We start from the raw sequence: 20,413 nt of genomic DNA on the forward strand, positions 1-20,413 counted from the left end.
AGTGATGACGGGGAATGGTGTCGGAGGACTTTGCTACTGTCCTTTTCTGAGGTCCGGGTTAAGACGCTAGCCCGAGGCAAGTCCGTTGAATGGGTTTCATGACCATGACCATTTCCGAAGAATCGGCGGCACCCCATCCCGGGGACACAGGTATCGACTCCTTCATCGACTGTCCGACCGGGACGGTCGAATACTATTTCGGGTCACCGACGTTCCAGTGGTCCGATGAGCTGTTCCGGATCCACGGCTACGAACGCGGCGACATCGTTCCCACCCTCGAGCTCGGTCTGGGTCTCGCGCACATCGAAGCCGTCGTCAGGGACGGAATCGAGGCGTTCTGGGACCGCGTATCCACGACCAAGGGCCCCGCCTCAGCGTATGTATCCCTGCGGTCGCTGGATGGCCGGGTCCGTAAGATCCTGATGAGCGCCGACCTCATCCTCGACGGCGACACCCCCGTCGGGGTGTGGGGGCTCGTCGTCGACCTCACACGGTCCATCCACGCCGACCGGCACCAGCTCGCGAACGAAGCCGTCGCCGCGTCAACACTCAGCCTGGTAGTCATCGAACAAGCCAAGGGCATCCTCATGAGCCGGCACGGGATCAGTGCGCTGGAAGCCTTCCAACGCATCAGCTGCTACAGCCAGAACGTCAACCGCAAAGTCGAGCCACGACGTTCGAACGCGCCTGAACTCAGACCGGCGACGAGCGTGAGGACACCCTCCTGACCAGCGCTTCGGCCGTCGTCGGGCTCGCATCCCTTCCCCTGATCGGGATCGCCACGCCGGCCATCGGCTTCGGCGCCGAGACGCCCATGGTCATGACACTGCTGATGGGCGCGCTATTCGTCATTGGAGTCGGTTCGTCTGCGGTCCTCAATCACCGCAATTGAGTACAGCTGCTTCTCCCCCTGCCACCCGCGAAAGAACGTTCCCGGTCTACTGTGTGGGTATCGACGACCGTGCACACCGTACGGCTGGAAACGAAGGGCACCCATCATGCTGCAGGGCTTCAAGGACTTCATCATGCGGGGCAATGTCATCGAACTGGCGATCGCGGTCGTCATCGGGGGTGCGTTCACCGCACTTGTCGGCGCTTTCTCGACCTTCATCATCAACCCGGTCATCGCCTCGGCCGGCGGCGTCGATGCCGCAGGTCTCGGCTTCGAGATCCGGCCCGGCAACGCAGCAACATTCGTCGACTTCGGCAGCCTGATCACCGCGGCCATCACCTTCCTCATCACAGCAGCAGTGGTGTACTTCGTGTTCGTCGTCCCGATGAACCACGCAGCGGCACGCGTGAGGGCTCGAGCGGAAGTCCGAGAGCCGGCAGCCGAACCAGTCCCGGTGGACGTCGCCCTGCTCACCGAAATGCGTGACCTGCTCCAGCGCATCGACTCACGCAGCGGTCGCCTCTGAAACGGCAACACTGTGGCTTTACCACCATCGAAGCTCGGGCCCGCTTACTCGACGTCACCACATACCAGCACCATCGGGGATGCCCCATCGCCTCGCCTGAAGCATCACCGCCTCACGTGAAAGGTGGCATCTTCTCGATAGGAGCTCGCACCATCCGGTTCGTTGTCGCAGCGGTGTCCGTAGTGATCGGCGTCTTGATTTCTGCTGGAGGAGGGGTTCCCACCGATGTGGTGGGCGCTCCGGTCTCCTGAGTCTTGATCATCGCCGGCGAGGTTCGCTTCTCCTTGAGGAGCAGCAGGTAGCCTCACGAAAGCGCTCTCGACCGACTGTCACGACCCTTGACGGCCTTCCTGTGGTGAAGGTCCTCCGTGGTACAGGGAGCCGAAGGCCAGCATGTCCAGACTCACTGCGTGCAGGTTCGTCGCCAGCGGGTCTTCCACCTCGGACCCTGACGGATAGCCGACCCAGCTCCTACTGCCCACGAGGAACGCCTTCTGGGCCAGACTCAGGGCGTTGTACGCGTCGTTGCCGGGGAACCTCGTGTCCTCCACCAGCCGGCTCAACAGCTCGCGCGTGCCCACCATTCGACGCTCCGTACCCTGTCCGTCCATGAGGGCATACGTCCATTCGTGTCCCCCGCCGAACAGCTTCTTGGGCGTGCGTGCGATCGCTCTGATCCAGCGTTCCCGATACGTCATGCCGACCTCGTGTCTCCTCCGTCGCCCCTCACGCCACTGTACGAGATGTCCTTCTCATTCTCAGGAACCCCTGACTGCCACATCACCCCTGGACGGTGCGCGACAGGGACATCGTCCTATGTGCGACCCGTGCTGAGGGTGTGCCCCGACGCCATCGTTCGGACGAGGAGCAGAACCCGTCGCAACCCCGCGGAACACCAACAGGACTTCCGCACATGGCTCCTGCCACACTCCTGGCCGAGGTTGGACGTTGCACAAGCCACGGATGCCGAAGATGTCCTTCTCCACTGTGCAGGAGGCGGAGCGCCTCCCCTCGCACAGCAGTAGCCCCGTTAGACGCCGCCCCACCGACACCCGGTAGGCCGACCCTGCACGCAACCCCTCCAGCACTGCGTGCAGGAAGTCAGCCATGATGCGGTGAACACACAGTCACCACGGTCACCGAAGGTGGCACCGATCAACTCAGGCGTCTATCGCGGGGCGGACGATCAATTCCATGATCACCACGTAGTGCGCCTATGCCGGGGCAGCAGTGACAGACGATCCTCGCCCTGTCGAGCTCTACGTGACCTCGCGGCGCGGTTGCACGCTGTCCTGCTGCTCAGTGAAGCTTGATAGCCGGAACGAGCGTGTGACGCAGACGCGTCACACCACATGCTTGAGGAGGTTCAGGTGGACTCTTATACCGAACGATTGGGGAGGCCTCTGGAGCACACCACAGCCGTCGACCTCCAGTTGGCCATCTTCGACACCGTTGAGCAGGCTCGTGGCCTGTCCGTTCGCGAGGCACGTGAGATCTTCGCCGAAGAGCTTTCCGCCAGGAAGATCACTCCGCCCAGCGGCTTATGGATTGATGCTGCCATGACGTCCGCCGCGCTCGGCAACCACTACATCATCAGTAACGAAGCCCGCTGGGGAGCCGAAATAGCGCTCGAGCACCGGGAACAAGAGAACGGTCCACGCCAGGAACGACGCGCGTAGATAGCGTAGATAGCACTGTCGCCTCGCCGGTCGAGCTCGATCCAGAGCAGCACAAGCCCCACCAACCAACTGCGACCCCGAGCCCGTTCGACCCCCGCTTCCCACGCGCGGTGGAGATCACCCTCGAGGGATTCCTCGACGACGTCGACTCCTTCCTGCAGGAAGGCGGACTCGACCACCGGGACTACGACGGCACTACCCTCCGCGACCACCTCCGCGCCCTCACCCAGAACGGACTCGACCCCCGCCCCCGGAAACTCCACGCCATGAACAACCAGCCGCACCAGCACAACCGTCACCACGGCGAGCACCGACTCCACAGGGACCACCCTGCGGGTGGGAGCGCAGCCTTCCTCATCCACTCGTACTCCCGCCGCCGCGCGTCGTCCGTGACCTGGCCGGCGCCGGGGCGTGGTGTCCATGGGGCATCGACCTGCTGCCGGACGCACCGTGGAGAGAGTCCATGTACTGCTGGAGTGCGGCCTGGGGTATGAGATGCGAGCGGCCTACGCGCACGCTGTACAGCGCTCCGGACTACACCAAGCTGTACACCGTCATCTTCGACACCCTCATGCTCAGCGCAATCTCCCCCACCGTCGGTGTCCCGTCGCGGACACCGAACCCGACCCTGTACCGCTCGATCGACTCCTCCGTCAGCTCCCCCAGGGTGGACAGGCCGAGCATCTCCAGGATCCTGTAGGCATGGCCTTCGATGGCACAAATCGGCACCTGCAGCCTTCCTGTGATGCTGACGCACGTCTCGCCGCGGATGACCATCAGCGCAATCAGTTCCTGCCGATCGGTCAGCAGACGCTGCACCGGCGAAGGGCCGCGCTCCTCGTCATCGGCACTGGTCATGGTCATGGTCATCAGTGAATGGTCAAGAACTGCGAAAGGCGATGGTGCGAGCATGGTGAGACCTCCAGCGGAAGGGACAGGGCATGGTGCCGACGTACAGGAATGCCGCCCTTCCTCAGTCTCGCGGCGTGTCTCGGGCACTAGCAAGATCCTCTTCAGGACGCGTCTGGAACAGGACATGAGACCGGACCGGACAGGTACTGCGGTGACCGATCCGGGGCAAGTGAGGTCTGGTCAGGGCTGCTCGCTGCTCCTGCTCCTGCTCCTGCTCCTGACGAAGCTCACTCCGGACGGTGGTGCCGTCCGTGACGTCGGAGGCCCACGCCACGCCGACGGCGAAGAGTAGGCCAGCTCCTCGCCCTCGCGGCCGAGTAGACCCCGCACCCGGAGACTGCTGACCGCCGCTCGCGCATCGTCCAGGTCCAGGTCCAGGTGTGACAACCTGGCCACCTCGGTCGGGGTCACCGAACGCCCCTGATCGATGATGGCCGGCAGCATCTCGTCCTGCATTCTCGCCCTCCTGGTGGTCGTGCACATCGCTGTCCGCCGGCCCTCGTTCGGATCGTCGTCACGAGCGCGTGCGTGCGTGCCGGTCAGATTCTGCACCGCCACCTCACACTCGTCCCCTGGTTCACGCCGTGCGGGTTACTACGGCCATCCGCCGAGGTGGGTGCAACTCGGCCGGTCCTGAAGGCGCTCGGCCACGATCCCCTCTCCGTCGGCTCGTCTGCCCGGTCGCTCCAGGCATGGGGCTCGGAGCGCGCAGCAGCGCAACGGCGCCGGAGCACCCATCGGGTCTGTAGGCTTTCCCTCATGCACGATGCCCTTGGTCCCGCGACGCTCGACTCCGCAACGAGCGGAGTGGTCGGAGCACCTGGAGGCGTGCAGCGAGTCGCGAGCCCCCGCAGCGCCGGCCGTACGGCACCAGAAGTGACGACAACTGCTGTCGACGGCGTACCAGGCGTTCTGGCGCGTCCGGGAGGCACTCCGGCGGTCCTCGAGCAGTTGACGGATCTCGGGACGCAGCTCTTCGGCCCTGATCGCGCCGTACCCTGCGGGCTCATGTTCAGGCGTCAGGGCGAGCAGGCGCTCTTCCTCAGCGTCTCCCCCGTGGTATTGGCGCTCTACGCCGCCCTCAACGCGCAGCATGCGGCGGACGCCGGGCCCGCTCCCCTGGCCCTCGAGGCGCTGGGCCCGCAGGTGGCCGACGACACGAGCGATCCGACCTATCCCCCGTTCTTCGCGGTGACGGCGGCGGTTGGATTCCTCTCGATCCTCAGCATTCCCCTCGCCCTCGACGGCGGGGACCGAGCGGCCCTGAACTTCTACGCTCGCCCCGCCGCGTTCTTCACCCCGGAGCGCCAGCACATCGCGGCCGTCTTCGCGGAGCAGGCCGGCGCGACCGCGCGGACGCACATCCGGCTGAACGCCAGCGAGAAGCTCACGGACGACCTGCAGGCAGCCATGCGGTCCCGGACGGGCATCGACATCGCGATCGGGATCATCGTCGCCCAGAACCGCTGCTCGCAGGACGAGGCCTTCGGCATCCTCAAGCGCGCCTCGATGGCCCGCAACATCAAGCTGAAGGACCTCGCGGCGGGCATCATCACCCAGGCCGGCGGAGCCGGGACCCGCACGCATTTCGGTACCTGATGCGCCTCGTGGCAGCAGTGCCGGACGGCGACGGGTGCAGGATGCAGCCGTTCCACCACCGGCGTCGTCCGCGCCTCTCCCCCACCCCACGGAACGGGACCGGATGACCGGACCCTCGATCTCGGAGACCCCATGAGCAGCCAGGTGCAGATCACCACGACCACCCGCGCGTTGTCCGAGGCGAACCTGGAGCTGTCGCAGCTCTGGATGCGGTACTACGCGATCGGCGGAGCCGTCTCGGGGTATGAGGTCGAGGCGTATCTCGGTGGGCTGCTGATCCTGCCCGGACCGGAACGGGATCTTCTCGCTGACGCCATGAACGAGCTGCTCGAGCAGACCTGCGTTCTGACGCGGGTACCGCAGAGCGGAGCGCAGTCCGACGGCGGCTCGGAACAGGACCCGAGAAAGGCCCTGGGAGCGGCGGCCGCCTTCCTGTTCACGGACGGCGAGGCAGAACAGGAGCGCCTCGACGCCGTCACCCGCACCCACCTGCTGGACACCGCTTCGGAGCAGCGATTCGACCGGTACACCGCCCGGGTGCGGACGCACCTCGGGGTGCGCTCCTCGATCATCGCCCTGATCGACGACCACAGGATGTTCCTGAAGTCCGTCCTCGGACCGATCGAGCAGAACCTGCCCCGGGAGATCACCTTCTGCAATGCGACGATCCGGAATGCAGGGCCGCTGATCATCCCGGACGCCCTGAAGGACGCACGCTTCGCCTCGAACCCCCTGGTGCTCGGGGAACCCCGCATCCGCTTCTACGCGGGCTATCCCCTGCGCGGCCAGGGTGGATGGACTGTGGGCACCCTGTGCGCGATCGACCAGGCGCCACGAGACTTCAGCGCCGCGGACGAGCGGTTCCTGCAGGATGTGGCTCTCGCGGTCGAGGCCGAGATCACCCGCTGAGACGCTCGACGCGGCAGGATCGGATGCGTCGGCAGGGCGCACGAAGAAGCTCCCGTCCCGCGGGAGGCGGGTGACGGGAGCTCCGGGTCGCGCGGGCGGCGACTACGCCAGGAGCGTCGGCTTCAGCTGCTGCAGACGGCCGAGGAGCCCGTTGACGAACTTGGGCGACTCGTCGGTGGAAAGCATCTTGGCGAGCTCGACCGCCTCGCTCACGGCGACGCCGTCCGGGACGTCGTCGTTGTAGAGCAGTTCCCAGCTCCCGATCCGGAGGATCATGAGGTCGACGGCGGGCATCCGGTCGAGCGTCCAGCCCTGGGAGTACGTGCTCAGGAACTCGTCGATCTGCTCCTGGTGCTCCTGGACGCCCTCGACGACATCGACGGTGTAGTCGGCGATGACCATGTCGGTCTTCTCCCGGCGGGCGCGGATGACCTCCAGGGCCGGCATCTCACGCTGCGTCGACTCGAACAGGATGTCCAGCGCCCGGCGTCGCGCCTTGCTGCGTGCGCTCACTCGTTGACGCGTCCCAGGTACTCGCCCGTGCGGGTGTCGACCTTGACCTTGGTGCCGTTGCCGAGGAAGAGGGGGACCTGGATCTCGTGGCCGGTCTCGACGGTGGCCGGTTTGGTGCCGCCGGTGGAGCGGTCACCCTGCAGCCCGGGCTCCGTGTAGGTGATCTCGAGCGTGACCGAGGCCGGGAGCTCGACATAGAGGGGCGAACCCTCGTGCATGGCGATCGTGGCCATCTGGCTCTCCAGCATGAAGTTGGCCGCGTTGCCGACCGTCTTTCCCGGGACCGTGATCTGGTCGTAGTCCGTGGTGTCCATGAAGACGAAGTCCTCGCCGTCCTTATACAGGTACTGGTAATCGCGGCGGTCCACGGTGGCCGTCTCGATCTTCAGGCCGGCGTTGAAGGTCTTGTCGACGACCTTCCCCGAGAGGATGTTGCGGAGCTTGGTGCGGACGAAGGCGCCACCCTTGCCGGGCTTGACGTGCTGGAATTCGAGGACGTTCCAGAGGTTGCCCTCGAGCTTCAGCACAGTGCCGTTCTTGATGTCGTTCGTGGTCGCCACAGATTCACTTTCGTCGGTTTCGGACGTGTCGTCGTCGGACACGGGAGCGGATGGGCCGGCCGAGGCGCAGCGGGCGCGCCGGAGCGCGCCGAAAGTCCGTGGCCCAGTCTACCCTGTGCACGCCGACCGGCTGCTAGGGACCCGGCAGTCCGTGGAACGGCCGGGGCCCGGTCAGGAGGCGATCTCCTGGTACGCCGCGAAGAGGAGCGACGTGTCCGGGACCTCGAGCATGCCGGGACGTCCGACGCCGTCGAGCACCACGAAGCGGAGCAGGTCGCCGCGCGACTTCTTGTCCCGGCGCATCCCGTCCAGCAGGGCGGCCCAGCGGTCCCGCCGGTAGGTGACGGGCAGCCCGAGGGATTCGAGGACGCTGCGGTGGCGGTCGGCGTCTGCATCGCTGAGCCGCCCCACCATGCGGGAGAGTTCGGCCGCGAAGACGAGCCCCACGGACACCGCGGCCCCGTGGCGCCAGGAGTACCGTTCCGCCAGTTCGATGGCGTGCCCGAGCGTGTGCCCGTAGTTGAGGTACTCGCGCCGGCCGGATTCGCGGAGGTCCTCGGAGACGACCTCCGCCTTGACCCGGATGGACCGCTCGACGAGTTCACGGAGCACCGGTGAGCCGGCGTCCGTCGCCGCAGCGGTGTCACCCTCGATCAACTCGAGGATCGCCGGATCCGCGATGAAGCCGCACTTCACCACCTCGGCGAGACCCGTGACGAGCTCGTTCCTGGGCAGGGTCCCCAGGGCGTCGAGGTCCACGAGAACGCCCGCGGGGGGATGGAACGCACCCACGAGGTTCTTGCCCTCGGCCGTGTTGATCCCCGTCTTGCCACCCACGGCGGCGTCGACCATGCCCAGCAGGCTCGTGGGAAGGTGGACCACCTTGACGCCCCGCAGCCAGGTCGCGGCGACGAAGCCGCCCAGGTCCGTCACGGCGCCGCCACCCACGGTGACCACCGCGTCCGAGCGCGTGAAGTCGTTCTGTCCGAGGACCTGCCAGCAGAAGGCGGCCACCTGGATGTGCTTGCCTTCCTCGGCGTCCGGGATCTCCGCGGTGACCGCGGTGAATCCGGCCTCCGCCAGCTCGTCGCGGACCGTGTCCCCCGTGGCCCGCAGGGCGCGCGGGTGGATCACCAGGACGCGGCGCACCCGCTCACCGAGGATCTCCGGGAGGCGTCCGAGCAGTCCGCGTCCCACGACGACGTCGTAGGTGCTCTCGCTGGTGCTTCCGGTGACCGGGATGATGGTCGCGTCGTCAGGGGCCATGGGGGTGGAGTCCGATCTCGTGGTTCTGGTCCGGGGCGGGCGTGTCGTCAGGCCCGTCGTGCTGGTCGTTCTCGGCGTGCGGCAGGGTACCGGTCCGTTTCGTCGGCTTCGTCGCCGCGGCAGGCGGATGCGACGGTGATCGGTCGGCATCGAGGGGAAGGCTTTTCAGAACGGCGTCGGTCGTCGCGCGGACCGACAGGCCACGGCAGTCGACGACGACGTCGGCGACGTCCTGGTACACCGGCCTGCGGGCGAGGTACAGCTCCTGCCACCGCTCGGCGGGCCGGCCGGCAAGCAGGGGGCGCGCAGCGTCGCCCTCGATCCGCGGGAGGACGGTGGCGAGATCGGTGTCCAGGAACACGACGACGGCGTCGGCGAGGAGCTCCCGCGTCCTGTCGTGCAGCACCGCACCGCCGCCCAGGGACACGACCGCGCCGGGCACCAGTGACTCTGCCACCACCTCGGCTTCCAGGGAGCGGAAGCCCTGCTCGCCGTCGCGCTCGAAGATCCTGGCTATAGTGCCGTGGCGCGAGACGATCACGCGATCGGTGTCGACGAACCGCGCGCCCGTGCGCAGCGCCAGCACCCGACCCACCGTCGATTTGCCCACGGCCATGGGACCCACGAGCACCACAGGCCGGTCCAGCTGCATCAGGGCTGCGCGGAGCCCAGGAACTCCGGGATGTTCTCGAGGTACGTGCGGAGGTTCCGCCTGGTCTCCTCGAGGGAGTCGCCGCCGAACTTCTCGGTGACCGCTTCGGCGAGGACCAGGGCCGTCATGGCCTCGGCGACGACGCCGGCCGCGGGCACGGCGCAGACATCCGACCGCTGGTGGTGGGCACGGGCGGCGGCACCCGTGCTGACGTCCACGGTGCGCAGGGCACGCGGCACGGTCGCGATGGGCTTCATGGCAGCGCGGACGCGCAGGACGTCCCCGATGCTCATGCCGCCCTCGATCCCGCCGGCGCGGTTGCTGGCACGCACGATCTTGCCGTCGTCGTCGCGGATGATCTCGTCATGGGCGGCGGTGCCGCGGCGCGCCGCGGTCTCGAAGCCGTCGCCGACCTCGACGCCCTTGATCGCCTGGATGCCCATGAGGGCCGCAGCGAGCCGTGCGTCGAGTCGCCGGTCCCAGTGCACGTAGCTGCCGAGGCCGGGCGGGAGGCCGTAGGCCACCACTTCGACGACACCGCCGAGGGTCTCGCCCTCTTTGTGGGCCGCGTCGACCTCGGCCACCATGGCGTCCGAGGTGTCGCGGTGGAAGCAGCGCAGCGGGTCGGTGTCGAGGGCGATGACATCGCTCGGCCTCGGCAGCGGGGCGTCCTCGGGCACGGACACCGAGGCGATGGACACCGTGTGGCTGACGAGGCGGATGCCGAGGCCCTCGAGGAACTTCACGGCGACGGCGCCGAGCGCCACGCGTGTGGCGGTCTCGCGGGCGCTGGCCCGTTCGAGCACGGGGCGCGCCTCGTCGAAGCCGTACTTCTGCATCCCGGTGAAGTCGGCGTGTCCGGGCCGCGGCCGCGTGAGGGGTGCGTTGCGCGCGGAATCGGCGAGCTCGGCGGCGTCCTCCTCGCTCAATGGATCGGCGGACATGATCTTGTCCCACTTGGGCCACTCGGTGTTCGCGACCTCGATGGCCACGGGACCGCCCTGGGTCACACCATGGCGCACCCCGCCGATGATCCGGACCTGGTCCTGCTCGAACTTCATCCGGGCGCCGCGGCCGTAGCCGAGCCTGCGCCGGGCCAGGGACTCCTGGATGTCGGTACTCGTGATACCCACCCCGGCGGGCATCCCCTCGATGATCCCGACCACGGCGGGGCCGTGCGATTCTCCTGCCGTCAGCCAACGCAACATGGCTCCCATACTGCCATGCAGCAGGGCGGTGATCAGCGTCGAGTCGTGCCGACCGCGTCACACATCACGCCGAGCACCGCGGCGCGGTCCTGCGCCACCTCGGGGAAGAACAGGCGCACCTGCTCCACCGCCTGGTGCAGCAGCATGTCGAGGCCGGGGACGATGGTCCCGCCGGCCCGCTCCCACGCGTCGGCGAGCACGCTCGGCCAGGGGTCGTAGGCGACGTCGAGCAGTGTCGCCTGCGTGCGGAAGCGCTCGTCGGCGGCGAGTTCCCTGCCGAGGTCGTCGGCCGCCCGCGGCGGGAGGGTCGAGAGGACGACGTCGGCCGACCGCACGCGCTCCCCCGCGCTGTCCCACGACTGGAGGGAGACATCGATCCCGAGGGCCGAGCCGATCCGCAGCAGGTCTGCGGCGGCGCCGGGGCGCCGGACCAGCACCGTGACGGCGCGTGCTCCGAGCCCGGCCAGACCTGCCACCGCAGCGGCGGCCGTGCCGCCACCTCCGAGGATCACGCCGCGCGCAGGATCGACGACGCCCGCTGCGGCCAGCGCATGAGAGATACCGGCGACGTCCGTGTTGTGCGCCTGCAGGCGGGCATCACCGCCTGCGTGCTCGACCACGACGGTGTTCGCGACGCCGAGGACTTCGACGAGCTCCGAGACGCCGTCGGCCAGCCGGGCGATGCCGGGCTTGAGCGGCATGGTGACGGACAGTCCCCGCCAGCCCGGCGTGCTCCGCACGTCGGTGACGAAACCGGTGAGGGCCGACTCCGGCACGTCGATGGCGCTGTAGTCGCAGTCGACGCCGATGAGGCGATAGGCAGCCGCGTGCAGCACGGGCGACTTCGAATGACCGATCGGCGAACCGATCACGGCGGCGCGCAGATCAGGCGCCGCCGATCCGTCCCGAACCACCTACTCGCATCGCCCGGGGTTGTCCCCGCACCAGGCGTCGTACTCGGCGACGTACCGGAGGTGCTCCGCGTAGGTCTCGGAGAACTTCGTCTCGGCCGTATCGAGGTTGACGGTCACCCAGAAGTAGAACGGCACGTCGGCGGGATTGACCGTGGCGTCGATCGCCTCGTCGCTCGGCGAGCCGATCGGACCCTTCGGAAGCCCGGGATTGGCGAAGGTGTTGTACGGATTGCTGGTGTCAGCCTTCTCCTCGGGACTCAGCTGGTAGGTCCGCTTGCCGAGTCCGTAGGCCACCGTGGCGTCGGACTGCAGGAGCCCGTTCGTCTCGGTGTTCCCCGGGGTGAGGCGGTTGTTGATGGACCCGGCGACGGTCGCATAATCGCCCTCGCCGGCTTCCGCCTGCACGATGCTCGCGATGGTCAGGATCCGGTACTGCTCGCTCGGATCGGTAACGCCGTCCTGCGCAAGGCGGTCGGTGGTCGCCTTGACCATCTCCGCCACGATCTCGGTGGCGGTGGCCTCGACGTCGAAGCGGTACTCACCCGGGTGCAGGTACCCCTCCAGGGACAGCGCCTCGGGCGGCAGCCCGAACTCCGTGGGCTCGGCCGCCAAGGCGTCGAACTCGGCCCGCGGGATCCCCGTGGACGTGCTGAGGATGTCGAACACCTCACCCTGGCGCAGGTCACGGGCGACAGCGGCGTAGGAGACGAGGGATGGATCCTCGCCGAGGAGTGCCTCTGCGGCATCGGCGGCCGGCATCTGGAGCCGCATCTCGTACTCGCCGGGCTGCACCTCGCGGCCCTCCGAGATGCCACCGAGCGCGTCGATGAAGGTCTGGGAGTCCGCGACGATGTCCGCGCTCTCGAGTCCGGTACCGATCGCCAGCGCGCCGGCGCCCTCGGGAACGGTGAAGACGGTCGTCTCACCTCCCGGCCCGGGATAGTCCGTCACCTCGTTCAGGCCGATCGCGTCCCGGAGCATCAGCGCCGCAGCGTACACCGTTCCCGCGAAGAGCATGAGGACCACGAGCAGGACGACCGTCCGGCGGAGACGCCGCCGCTGCTTGGCCTTCGAGGTCGGCCGGCGAGGGCTGCGCCGGGGCGTCTCCTGGGCCGCGAAGAACTCCTCGACGGGTTCGGGGTGCGCATAGTCGGCGTCGTCGTCGTACGCCTCCGCGTGCTGGTCCGGGGTGTCCTGGGGCGTGGAGGGGTTGTGGGTCCGGTGGTTCACGACTCCTGGTCCCTCCTGCTCGGCGTGCTGTGCTTGATAACTGGCTCCTCCGTAGGGGTCAGCAACGGGTCCTGAGCGCCCGGTGCGTCACGCACAGGAACCGGATCCCCCACGTCCCGTCCACGTGAACGTTGCATGTTGATGGCGTGCTGGAGAATTTCGACGGCCGCCACCTGATCCACTACCTTACGATGCTCCCGGCTGCTCAGACCAGCGGAATGTAGCGATCGGTGCGCGGATACGGTACTGAGCCGCTCGTCGACCAGCCGTACCGGTAACGGATGGGACTGCCGGGATAGTTCCCCCACGAGCAGGTCGGCGTACGTCCTCGCCATCTCCGCGGAGGCACCCTCCCTGCCGGACATGTTCTTCGGCAGCCCCACGATGACCTGCACGGCGCCCCGCTCGATCGCCTCGCGCACCACGATCCGGATGTCGCTGTTCCTGCGGGGGTCCCGCTTCATGGTGCGGACGGGCGTGGCGAGCAGGCCGTCCCGGTCCGACGCCGCAAGCCCGACGCGGACCTGCCCGACGTCGACCCCCAGCTTGGGCCCACAAGGGTACGGGGCTGCGGACGGGCCAGCCTCCGCTCCCCCGTCGCCCTCGGACACCGGAACGGTCAGCGCTCGGCGACCGCGGAGCGGATCGCCGAGAGCGCGTCGGGGATGCGTGCGGCGTCGGATCCGCCGCCCTGCGCGACGTCGTCCTTGCCGCCACCGCCGCCCCCGAGGATCTTCGCGGCGGTGCGGACGAGGGCACCCGCCTTCACGCCGGCGGCCCGGGCCGCTTCATTGGTCGCCACGAGGACGAGCGGGCGGTCCTGGGAGACACCCGTGGCGGCGACGACGGCGGGTTCGGAACCGAGCCGGCCCCGCAGGTCCAGCACGAGGGTGCGGAGCTCGTCCGCGCCACCGATCGAGCCCGCATCGTGGGCGATCAGGCGGACGCCGTCGACGTCGACCGCCGTGTCGACGAGCGATCCCGCGGCCGCGGCGAGCTGTTCCTTCCGCAGGCGGTCCAGCTCCTTCTCCGCGGTCTTGAGCTTGGACAGCGTGGCGGAGAGCCGCTCGGGCAGCTGCGCGGAGGGGACCTTGAGCATGTCGGACAGCTCGGAGACCAGGGCGCGTTCGGCGGCCAGATGGCGGAAGGCGTCGAGCCCCACGAGGGCCTCGACGCGCCGGTTCCCCGAGCCGACGGACTGCTCGCCGAGCAGGGTCAGGCTGCCGATGAGCGACGTCGAGGCGACGTGGGTGCCGCCGCACAGTTCCCGGGAGAACTCGGCATTCATCTCGACGACCCTCACGGTGTCCCCGTACGCCTCGCCGAACAGCGCCGTTGCACCGAGCGCCTTCGCGTCGGCGAGGGACATGATCTTCGTCTCCACCTCGTAGTTGTTGCGGATCGCGATGTTCGAGACCTCCTCGATCTCCGAGCGGGCGGCGGCACTGATGCCCTCGCCCCAGGAGAAGTCGAAACGGAGGTAACCGGCCTTGTTGAAGGATCCGCGCTGGAGCGCCTCGGGGCCGAGGATCTCGTGGAGTGCCGCGTGGACGATGTGCGTCCCCGAGTGGGCCTGCTCGCCCGCGTGGCGGCGCTGCCGGTCGACGGCGGCCGTGACGGTGGCGCCCTGCGCGATCTCACCCTCGCGGACCACGGCGCGGTGGACGCTCAGGCCCTTGACCGGGCGCTGGACGTCGAGGACCTCGACCACGAAGCCGTCGCCCGTGATGAGCCCGACGTCCGCCGCCTGGCCGCCTGCTTCCGCGTAGAAGGGCGTCTGGTCCAGGACCACCTCGATCTCGTCGCCCTGCAGGGCGCTGGGGATCGACTGTCCCTTGTCGAGAACCGCGACGACGAGGGCCTCGGTGGTCAGCTCGTCATAGCCCGTGAAGACGGTCTGACCCCGTCCGAGGAGTTCGGTGAAGACGGAGAGGTCGGCGTGGCCGGCCTTCTTGCCCCGGGCGTCCGCCTGCGCCCGTTGGCGCTGCTCGAGCATGAGGGAGCGGAAGCCGTCGGCGTCGACGGCGAGGCCGGCCTCCTCCGCCATCTCCAGCGTGAGGTCGATCGGGAAGCCGTAGGTGTCGTGGAGCGTGAAGGCTTCCTCGCCCGAGAGCTGGCGCTGCTCGGCGAGCGATTCGCGCACGGCGTCCTCGAGACGCGCGGTCCCGGAGGCGATGGTGCGCAGGAAGGCCTTCTCCTCGGCGTAGGCGATGCGGCTGATGCGCTCGAAATCGCTCTCGACCTCCGGGTACACACCCTTCATCGCGTCACGCGATGCGGGGAGCAGTTCGGGGAGGCAGGCCTTCTCGACGCCGAGGAGCCGCATGGCACGCACGGCGCGACGGATGAGGCGGCGCAGCACGTATCCGCGTCCCTCGTTCGAGGGTGACACGCCGTCGGCGATGAGCATCAGTGAGGAGCGGATGTGGTCGGCGACCACTCGCATCCGGACGTCGTCGGTGTGGTGGGGGTCCTCGGGCGACTCGGCGCTCGTGTAGGGCCTGCCGCTCAGCGCTGCGGCCCGGTCGAGGACGGGGCGCACCTGGTCGGTCTCGTACATGTTCTCGACGCCCTGCAGGATCATGGCGAGCCGCTCGAGGCCGAGACCGGTGTCGATGTTCTTCTTGGGGAGCTCGCCGAGGATCTCGAAGTCGTCCTTGCCCGTGCCCTCGCCACGCTGGTACTGCATGAACACGAGGTTCCAGATCTCGACGTACCGGGTGTCGTCGGCCTCCGGGCCGCCGTCGATCCCGTACTCGGGGCCGCGGTCGTAGAAGATCTCCGAGCAGGGGCCGGCGGGGCCGGGTTGCCCGGTGGACCAGTAGTTGTCCTTCTTGCCCATCTTCTGGATGCGATCGGCGGGGACGCCGATGCTGTCGCGCCAGATGCCCAGCGCTTCCTCGTCCTCGTGGTAGACGGTGATCCAGAGCTTCTCCGCGGGCAGACCGAAGCCGCCGTCGGCGACGTCGCTGGTCAGCAGGTTCCAGGCCATGCGGATGGCCTCGGCCTTGAAGTAGTCGCCGAAGGAGAAGTTGCCGCACATCTGGAAGAAGGTGCCATGGCGTGCGGTCTTCCCGACCTCCTCGATGTCTCCCGTGCGGATGCACTTCTGCACGCTGGTCGCACGGTCGTAGGGCGCCTCCTCGCGGGCGGTGAGGTACGGGATGAAGGGCACCATGCCGGCCACGGTGAACAGGAGCGAGGGATCGGAGGAGACCAGCGAGGCCGACGGCACGACCGTGTGCCCGTTCTTCTCGAAGTAGCTCAGCCAGCGGCTGGCGATCTCGTGGGACTTCATGGGAGGAACATCCTTCGTTCAGTGGTCTGGACGCTGCCGTGGGCGCGTCCGGGCACGGGGGCCGACGCCGGTCCGTGGCTGCGGCGCCGGCGGGACATACCGCGCGCCGGAGGGTCTGCTAGCGGAGGGAGCGGCGCGAGGCGGGAGCGGCGTCGGCCTCCGGCGCAGGGGCAGCGGGGGCCGCGGGCGCCTCTACGCCGAGGGCGGCGCGGAGATCGGTCTCCCGCTCGGACATCGCGGACCGGAGGGCGTCGGTGAAATCGGCGAGGCTGTCGCTGATCTGTCCGACGGCACGGTTGAGCCCCTCGGGCCCGAGGTTCGACTTCGCCTGCGACACCTTGCGTACGGCGATGACGCCGATGGTGATACCGGCGGCCAGCCAGAAAGCTCTTCTGATCATCGTTTCTCTCCGGGGTTCGTGGGTCTAGCGGCTGCGGCGTCGGCGCGCGGGTGCGGTCCGGCCGGCGACTGCGGAGCGGACGCCGTAGGAGAACGCCGACACCTTGATGAGCGGGGAGCCGATCGTCGCGGCGATGAGCGACGACAGCGCGGAGATGTTGGCCGAGGCGTCGGAGACGTTCGAGGTGATGCCGTCGACGGTCTTGAGCTGCTGGTGCGTGGTGCTCACGGTGCTGGTGACTTCCTCGATGAGCGGCGTCGTCCCGTCGGTGACGGTCCGGATCGCCGTGCGCAGCTCGTCGAGGACCCGCCCGAGCTTCCAGATCGGTACGGCCAGCAGCAGGACCAGGACGGCGAACACGCCAGCAGCTATCAAGCCCGCAATATCTCCACCTGACATGGGCGGTCTCCTTTACGCAGGGGTGCACCGCCTCCATGGGCGGGCGTGGGAATTCTTGGCTCCTAGTACCTTACAGAACGAAGAGCCCGCGGCGTGTGCCGCGGGCTCTTGGTCCACACTCCTCGCAGATGCCGGCTGGTTCGCAGCCGGTACCGGGCGACTAGCGTGCGTAGTACTCGACGACGAGCTGCTCTTCGCAGGTCACGGGGACCTCGGAGCGCTTCGGGCGACGCACGAGGCGCGCCTGGAGCTTGTCGAGCTGGACATCCAGGTAGCCGGGGACGGCGGGGAGGACGTCGCGGTGCGCACCGGCGGCGGCAACCTGCAGCGGGACCATGGTCTCGCTGCGGCTGTGCACGTGGATGAGCTGGCCTTCGGCCACGCGGAAGGACGGGCGGTCCACGCGGGCGCCGTCGACCATGATGTGGCGGTGCACGATCAGCTGGCGGGCCTGTGCGCTCGTCCGGGCGAAGCCGGCGCGGAGCACGAGGGCATCGAGACGCATCTCGAGCAGCTCGATCAGGTTCTCACCGGTCAGGCCTGCGGTGCGGCGCGCTTCCTCGAAGATGCGGGCCATCTGCGCTTCGCGGATGTTGTACTGGGCGCGGAGTCGCTGCTTTTCGCGCAGGCGGACGGCGTAGTCGCTGTCCTGCTTGCGACGCGCGCGGCCGTGCTGGCCCGGCGCGTAGGGCCGACGCTCGAGGTACTTCTCGGCCTTGGGGGTCAGAGCAATGCCGAGGGCCCGCGAGATGCGGACCTTGCGGCGGGCACGTGTGTTGTTAGCCACGTTCACCTTTCGATTTTTGCGGCGAAGAAGCGGAGTGAGCCACGGGGGCGTCCGCACTTCCTGGTGTCGCTGGCCTCCACTTGCGGAGAGCCGGGATTGGCCGCTTCCCGGTACTACAGTCCGCCGCGACCCTGGCCGCCCGCGCACACACCATCAGCGGAACTGCCGGGATGCGAGGGGAGGCTGGTACACGACGACTTGCCAGTCAGCGTCCAATGGTACCAGCGCCACGGGGCGGGTCCGAATCACGAGGACCCGGACGGATCGGCCGGGCCCGGGCCTATTTCCCGCGGATGATGCGGCGCAGCTTCGACACCCTCGACGCGATGTCGCGCTCGACACCACGGTCCGTCGGCTCGTAGTAGTCCAGACCCACGAGGTCGTCCGGTGCGTACTGCTGGAGGGCGATCCCGTGGGGCTCGTCATGGGAGTACACGTAGCCCTTGCCGTGCCCCAGCTGGGACGCGCCGGGGTAGTGCGCGTCCCTGAGGTGCGCGGGGATGCCCTGCCCCCGCCCGGCCCTGACGTCGGCGATGGCGGCATTGATGCCGTTGTAGGCGGCGTTGGACTTGGGCGCCGTCGCGATGTGCACCACCGCTTCCGCGAGGATGATCCGCGCCTCGGGCATCCCGACGAGCTGGACGGCCTGCGCGGCCGCGACGGCGGTCTGCAGCGCCGTCGGATCGGCCATCCCCACGTCCTCGGCGGCGGAGATCATGAGCCGGCGCGCGATGAACCGCGGGTCCTCCCCCGCCTCGAGCATCTTCGCGACATAGTGCAGGGCTGCGTCGACGTCGGACCCGCGGAGCGACTTGATGAACGCGCTGGCGACGTCGTAGTGCTGGTCCCCTGCGCGGTCGTAGCGCAGGGCTGCGACGTCCACCGCCTTCTCGGCGTGCTCGAGCGTGACCAGGACGGGGAGGACCGACCCGTCGCCGTCCTCCCCGTCGTCCGCTTCGTCCGCACCGGGTCGTCCCGCGGAGGGGTCACCCTGCGCCTCGGGTCGTGCTCGTTGCTCGGGTTGCTCCGACTGCGCGACGCCGGCGGCCGCCTCCAGGGCTGTCAGCCCGCGCCGGGCATCGCCCGCAGCAAGGCGGACGAGGTGTTCGAGTGCCTCCTCCGACAGTTCGACGGACCCGGCGAGGCCGCGCTCGTCGGTCACGGCGCGCTCCAGGAGGCCCCTGACGTCGGCTTCGTCGAGCGGCCTGAGGGTCTGGAGCAGGGATCGGGACAGCAGGGGCGAGACCACCGAGAAGGAGGGGTTCTCGGTGGTCGCGGCGATCAGCACCACCCAGCCGTTCTCCACGCCCGGCAGCAGCGCATCCTGCTGGGCCTTGTTGAACCTGTGGATCTCGTCGAGGAACAGCACGGTGGTCTGCCGGTACAGGTCACGGGTGGTCAGGGCTTCATCCATGACGCGGCGGACGTCCTTGACGCCGGCGGTGATGGCGGACAGTTCCACGAACGTCCGGCCCTGGCCGCGGGCGATCACGTGCGCCAGTGTGGTCTTGCCCGTGCCGGGAGGGCCCCAGAGGATCACCGACGACGGCGCCGCATGCGCACCCGGATCGTGCTCACCCGCGAGTGTGCGCAGCGGGGCGCCGCGACCGAGCAGGTGCTGCTGGCCGACCACCTCGTCGAGCGTGCGCGGGCGCATGCGCACCGCGAGCGGACTGCGCGGGCGTGCGGAGCCGGAGGGCCTCGCGCCCCGAGCGCCACGGACGGCGGAACCGTCCGCTCCGTCGTCGTCGGAAGCCGCGCTGAATAGATCGTCCACGACGTCAACGTTACTGTGGGCCACTGACCCCCCGAGCACCACCCGGACCCGCCGGGCGCGTGTCCGCGCGGCGCCGCCGCACCGCCGTCACCGGTCCCTCCGCTCCTGCGGAGAGCCTGACGGCACGCGGCCGAACGGAAGGTGATCATGCCCACGCCCAGATCGGTGCTCGTCGAGCCGGCGCGCCTGCCCGGCTGGCTCGCCCGCTTCGAGGAACGGAACGGCGCCTACGCCATCGAGCCCGGCACGACCGCGGACCACGGCGTCGGCCTCGTCGCCGCCAACGGCTGCAGGGCGCGGCTGACCCCCCCGCTGCCCGGACCCGGCACCGTGGGAGGTGCGCCCGCGCCGATGGACCGCGAGGCCCTGCTCGCAGCGGTGCTGCCGGACGCCGAGCAGTCGCACACGGTCGGTCTGGTGCTCGTGCGCCGCGGCGGGTACTCCGTGGGAGTGGCGCGCGGCGGACAGATCGTGTCCTCGAAGACCGGTACGCGGTACGTCCAGGGCCGCACGGCGGCCGGCGGGTGGTCGCAGCAACGCTTCGCACGCCGCCGGGCGAACCAGGCGGATGCGCTCGTCGAGGAGACGGCCGTGCGGGCGGCGGCGCTCTTCCGTGCCGACCCGCCGTCGTGCCTGCAGCTCGGCGGGGACAGGACGCTCGCGGCCGCCGTCCTGGCGGAACCGGTCCTGGCGCTCGTCGCCGATCTGCCGCGGGTGCCCTTCCTGACCGTGCCGGATCCCCGCTTCGTGGTGCTGAAGGACGCGGCCCGCACGGCGCTCGCCGTGCGCATCGCCGTGACGGACCCTCCGGCCGGGACTCCGGACGCCGGCAGCACGGACACCGGAGCCTGAACCCTCGGGCAGTTCTTCGCAGCGGGCGGCGCGCGGCCCG

The 20,413-nt window shown here is 68.9% G+C and carries 22 protein-coding genes; 6 read left to right on the plus strand and 16 right to left on the minus strand.

Going from position 1 to position 20,413, the window contains the following annotated elements:
• Positions 1-98 precede the first annotated feature (98 nt).
• On the plus strand, positions 99-728 hold the full coding sequence (locus NVV32_RS08480) for an ANTAR domain-containing protein (RefSeq protein WP_422389832.1): 630 nt from the start codon (positions 99-101) through the stop codon (positions 726-728).
• A gap of 270 nt (positions 729-998) precedes the next feature.
• Positions 999-1,418: a large conductance mechanosensitive channel protein MscL gene (mscL, locus tag NVV32_RS08485; RefSeq protein ID WP_422389833.1), complete on the plus strand. Its 420-nt coding sequence runs from the start codon at positions 999-1,001 to the stop codon at positions 1,416-1,418.
• Positions 1,419-1,747: 329 nt separating this feature from the next.
• On the opposite strand, the gene NVV32_RS08490 is transcribed toward mscL, so the two are convergent.
• Entirely contained in the window at positions 1,748-2,116 is a 369-nt protein-coding gene (locus NVV32_RS08490) for a hypothetical protein (protein ID WP_422389834.1), read from the minus strand.
• 672 nt (positions 2,117-2,788) lie between these two features.
• Here NVV32_RS08490 and NVV32_RS08495 point away from each other — a divergent pair.
• Complete coding sequence (locus tag NVV32_RS08495) at positions 2,789-3,097, plus strand: hypothetical protein (protein ID WP_157365890.1); 309 nt, start codon at positions 2,789-2,791, stop codon at positions 3,095-3,097.
• A 534-nt stretch (positions 3,098-3,631) separates the two neighbouring features.
• On the opposite strand, the gene NVV32_RS08500 is transcribed toward NVV32_RS08495, so the two are convergent.
• Together NVV32_RS08500 and NVV32_RS08505 are read right to left on the minus strand one after the other, a co-directional pair.
• Positions 3,632-4,009, minus strand: coding sequence for a hypothetical protein (locus NVV32_RS08500; protein ID WP_422389835.1), 378 nt, complete (start codon positions 4,007-4,009; stop codon positions 3,632-3,634).
• Between the two features lie 180 nt (positions 4,010-4,189).
• Positions 4,190-4,465, minus strand: coding sequence for a hypothetical protein (locus tag NVV32_RS08505; RefSeq protein ID WP_422389836.1), 276 nt, complete (start codon positions 4,463-4,465; stop codon positions 4,190-4,192).
• A gap of 420 nt (positions 4,466-4,885) precedes the next feature.
• On the opposite strand from NVV32_RS08505, the gene NVV32_RS08510 reads away from it, so the two are divergent.
• Positions 4,886-5,608, plus strand: a complete 723-nt coding sequence (locus NVV32_RS08510; protein ID WP_422389837.1) for a GAF and ANTAR domain-containing protein — start codon at positions 4,886-4,888, stop codon at positions 5,606-5,608.
• A gap of 132 nt (positions 5,609-5,740) precedes the next feature.
• On the plus strand, positions 5,741-6,517 hold the full coding sequence (locus NVV32_RS08515; RefSeq protein WP_422389838.1) for a GAF domain-containing protein: 777 nt from the start codon (positions 5,741-5,743) through the stop codon (positions 6,515-6,517).
• A 102-nt stretch (positions 6,518-6,619) separates the two neighbouring features.
• Here the strand turns inward: NVV32_RS08515 and nusB are convergent, their stop codons facing one another.
• The 13 genes from nusB to NVV32_RS08580 all read right to left on the minus strand — a co-directional run bounded on the left by nusB (position 6,620) and on the right by NVV32_RS08580 (position 19,521).
• Positions 6,620-7,030: a transcription antitermination factor NusB gene (nusB, locus tag NVV32_RS08520; protein WP_422389839.1), complete on the minus strand. Its 411-nt coding sequence runs from the start codon at positions 7,028-7,030 to the stop codon at positions 6,620-6,622.
• Positions 7,027-7,590 carry an elongation factor P gene (efp, locus tag NVV32_RS08525; RefSeq protein ID WP_055771376.1) on the minus strand — a complete coding sequence of 188 codons (564 nt, stop codon included), beginning with the start codon at positions 7,588-7,590 and terminating at the stop codon, positions 7,027-7,029. The genes nusB and efp overlap by 4 nt, the downstream gene beginning before the upstream one ends.
• 171 nt (positions 7,591-7,761) lie before the next feature.
• Positions 7,762-8,856 carry a 3-dehydroquinate synthase gene (aroB, locus tag NVV32_RS08530; protein ID WP_422389840.1) on the minus strand — a complete coding sequence of 365 codons (1,095 nt, stop codon included), beginning with the start codon at positions 8,854-8,856 and terminating at the stop codon, positions 7,762-7,764.
• On the minus strand, positions 8,846-9,508 hold the full coding sequence (locus NVV32_RS08535; protein WP_422389841.1) for a shikimate kinase: 663 nt from the start codon (positions 9,506-9,508) through the stop codon (positions 8,846-8,848). Before NVV32_RS08535 ends, aroB begins: the two co-directional genes overlap by 11 nt.
• Positions 9,508-10,716, minus strand: a complete 1,209-nt coding sequence (aroC, locus tag NVV32_RS08540) for a chorismate synthase (RefSeq protein ID WP_422389842.1) — start codon at positions 10,714-10,716, stop codon at positions 9,508-9,510. Before aroC ends, NVV32_RS08535 begins: the two co-directional genes overlap by 1 nt.
• 32 nt (positions 10,717-10,748) lie before the next feature.
• Positions 10,749-11,630 carry a shikimate dehydrogenase gene (locus NVV32_RS08545; protein ID WP_422389843.1) on the minus strand — a complete coding sequence of 294 codons (882 nt, stop codon included), beginning with the start codon at positions 11,628-11,630 and terminating at the stop codon, positions 10,749-10,751.
• Positions 11,631-12,860 (minus strand): endolytic transglycosylase MltG, encoded by a 1,230-nt coding sequence (locus NVV32_RS08550; protein ID WP_422389844.1) that lies wholly within the window; start codon positions 12,858-12,860, stop codon positions 11,631-11,633.
• Entirely contained in the window at positions 12,857-13,471 is a 615-nt protein-coding gene (gene ruvX / locus NVV32_RS08555) for a Holliday junction resolvase RuvX (protein WP_422389845.1), read from the minus strand. The genes NVV32_RS08550 and ruvX overlap by 4 nt, the downstream gene beginning before the upstream one ends.
• Before the next feature lie 8 nt (positions 13,472-13,479).
• Positions 13,480-16,158, minus strand: coding sequence for an alanine--tRNA ligase (gene alaS, locus NVV32_RS08560; protein ID WP_422389846.1), 2,679 nt, complete (start codon positions 16,156-16,158; stop codon positions 13,480-13,482).
• A gap of 118 nt (positions 16,159-16,276) precedes the next feature.
• Positions 16,277-16,558 carry a DUF6167 family protein gene (locus NVV32_RS08565; RefSeq protein WP_055771399.1) on the minus strand — a complete coding sequence of 94 codons (282 nt, stop codon included), beginning with the start codon at positions 16,556-16,558 and terminating at the stop codon, positions 16,277-16,279.
• Positions 16,559-16,582: 24 nt separating this feature from the next.
• Positions 16,583-16,957 carry a DUF948 domain-containing protein gene (locus tag NVV32_RS08570; RefSeq protein ID WP_055771402.1) on the minus strand — a complete coding sequence of 125 codons (375 nt, stop codon included), beginning with the start codon at positions 16,955-16,957 and terminating at the stop codon, positions 16,583-16,585.
• Positions 16,958-17,117: 160 nt separating this feature from the next.
• Positions 17,118-17,744 (minus strand): 30S ribosomal protein S4, encoded by a 627-nt coding sequence (rpsD, locus tag NVV32_RS08575; protein ID WP_055771608.1) that lies wholly within the window; start codon positions 17,742-17,744, stop codon positions 17,118-17,120.
• 280 nt (positions 17,745-18,024) lie between these two features.
• Positions 18,025-19,521: a replication-associated recombination protein A gene (locus NVV32_RS08580; RefSeq protein WP_422389847.1), complete on the minus strand. Its 1,497-nt coding sequence runs from the start codon at positions 19,519-19,521 to the stop codon at positions 18,025-18,027.
• 147 nt (positions 19,522-19,668) lie between these two features.
• On the opposite strand from NVV32_RS08580, the gene NVV32_RS08585 reads away from it, so the two are divergent.
• A complete protein-coding gene (locus tag NVV32_RS08585; RefSeq protein ID WP_422389848.1) occupies positions 19,669-20,373 on the plus strand; it encodes an acVLRF1 family peptidyl-tRNA hydrolase in 705 nt (234 codons plus the stop codon).
• Positions 20,374-20,413: the final 40 nt, after the last annotated feature.

It is taken from the genome of Arthrobacter sp. N1 (assembly GCF_048288285.1).
GTDB lineage: Bacteria > Actinomycetota > Actinomycetes > Actinomycetales > Micrococcaceae > Arthrobacter_D.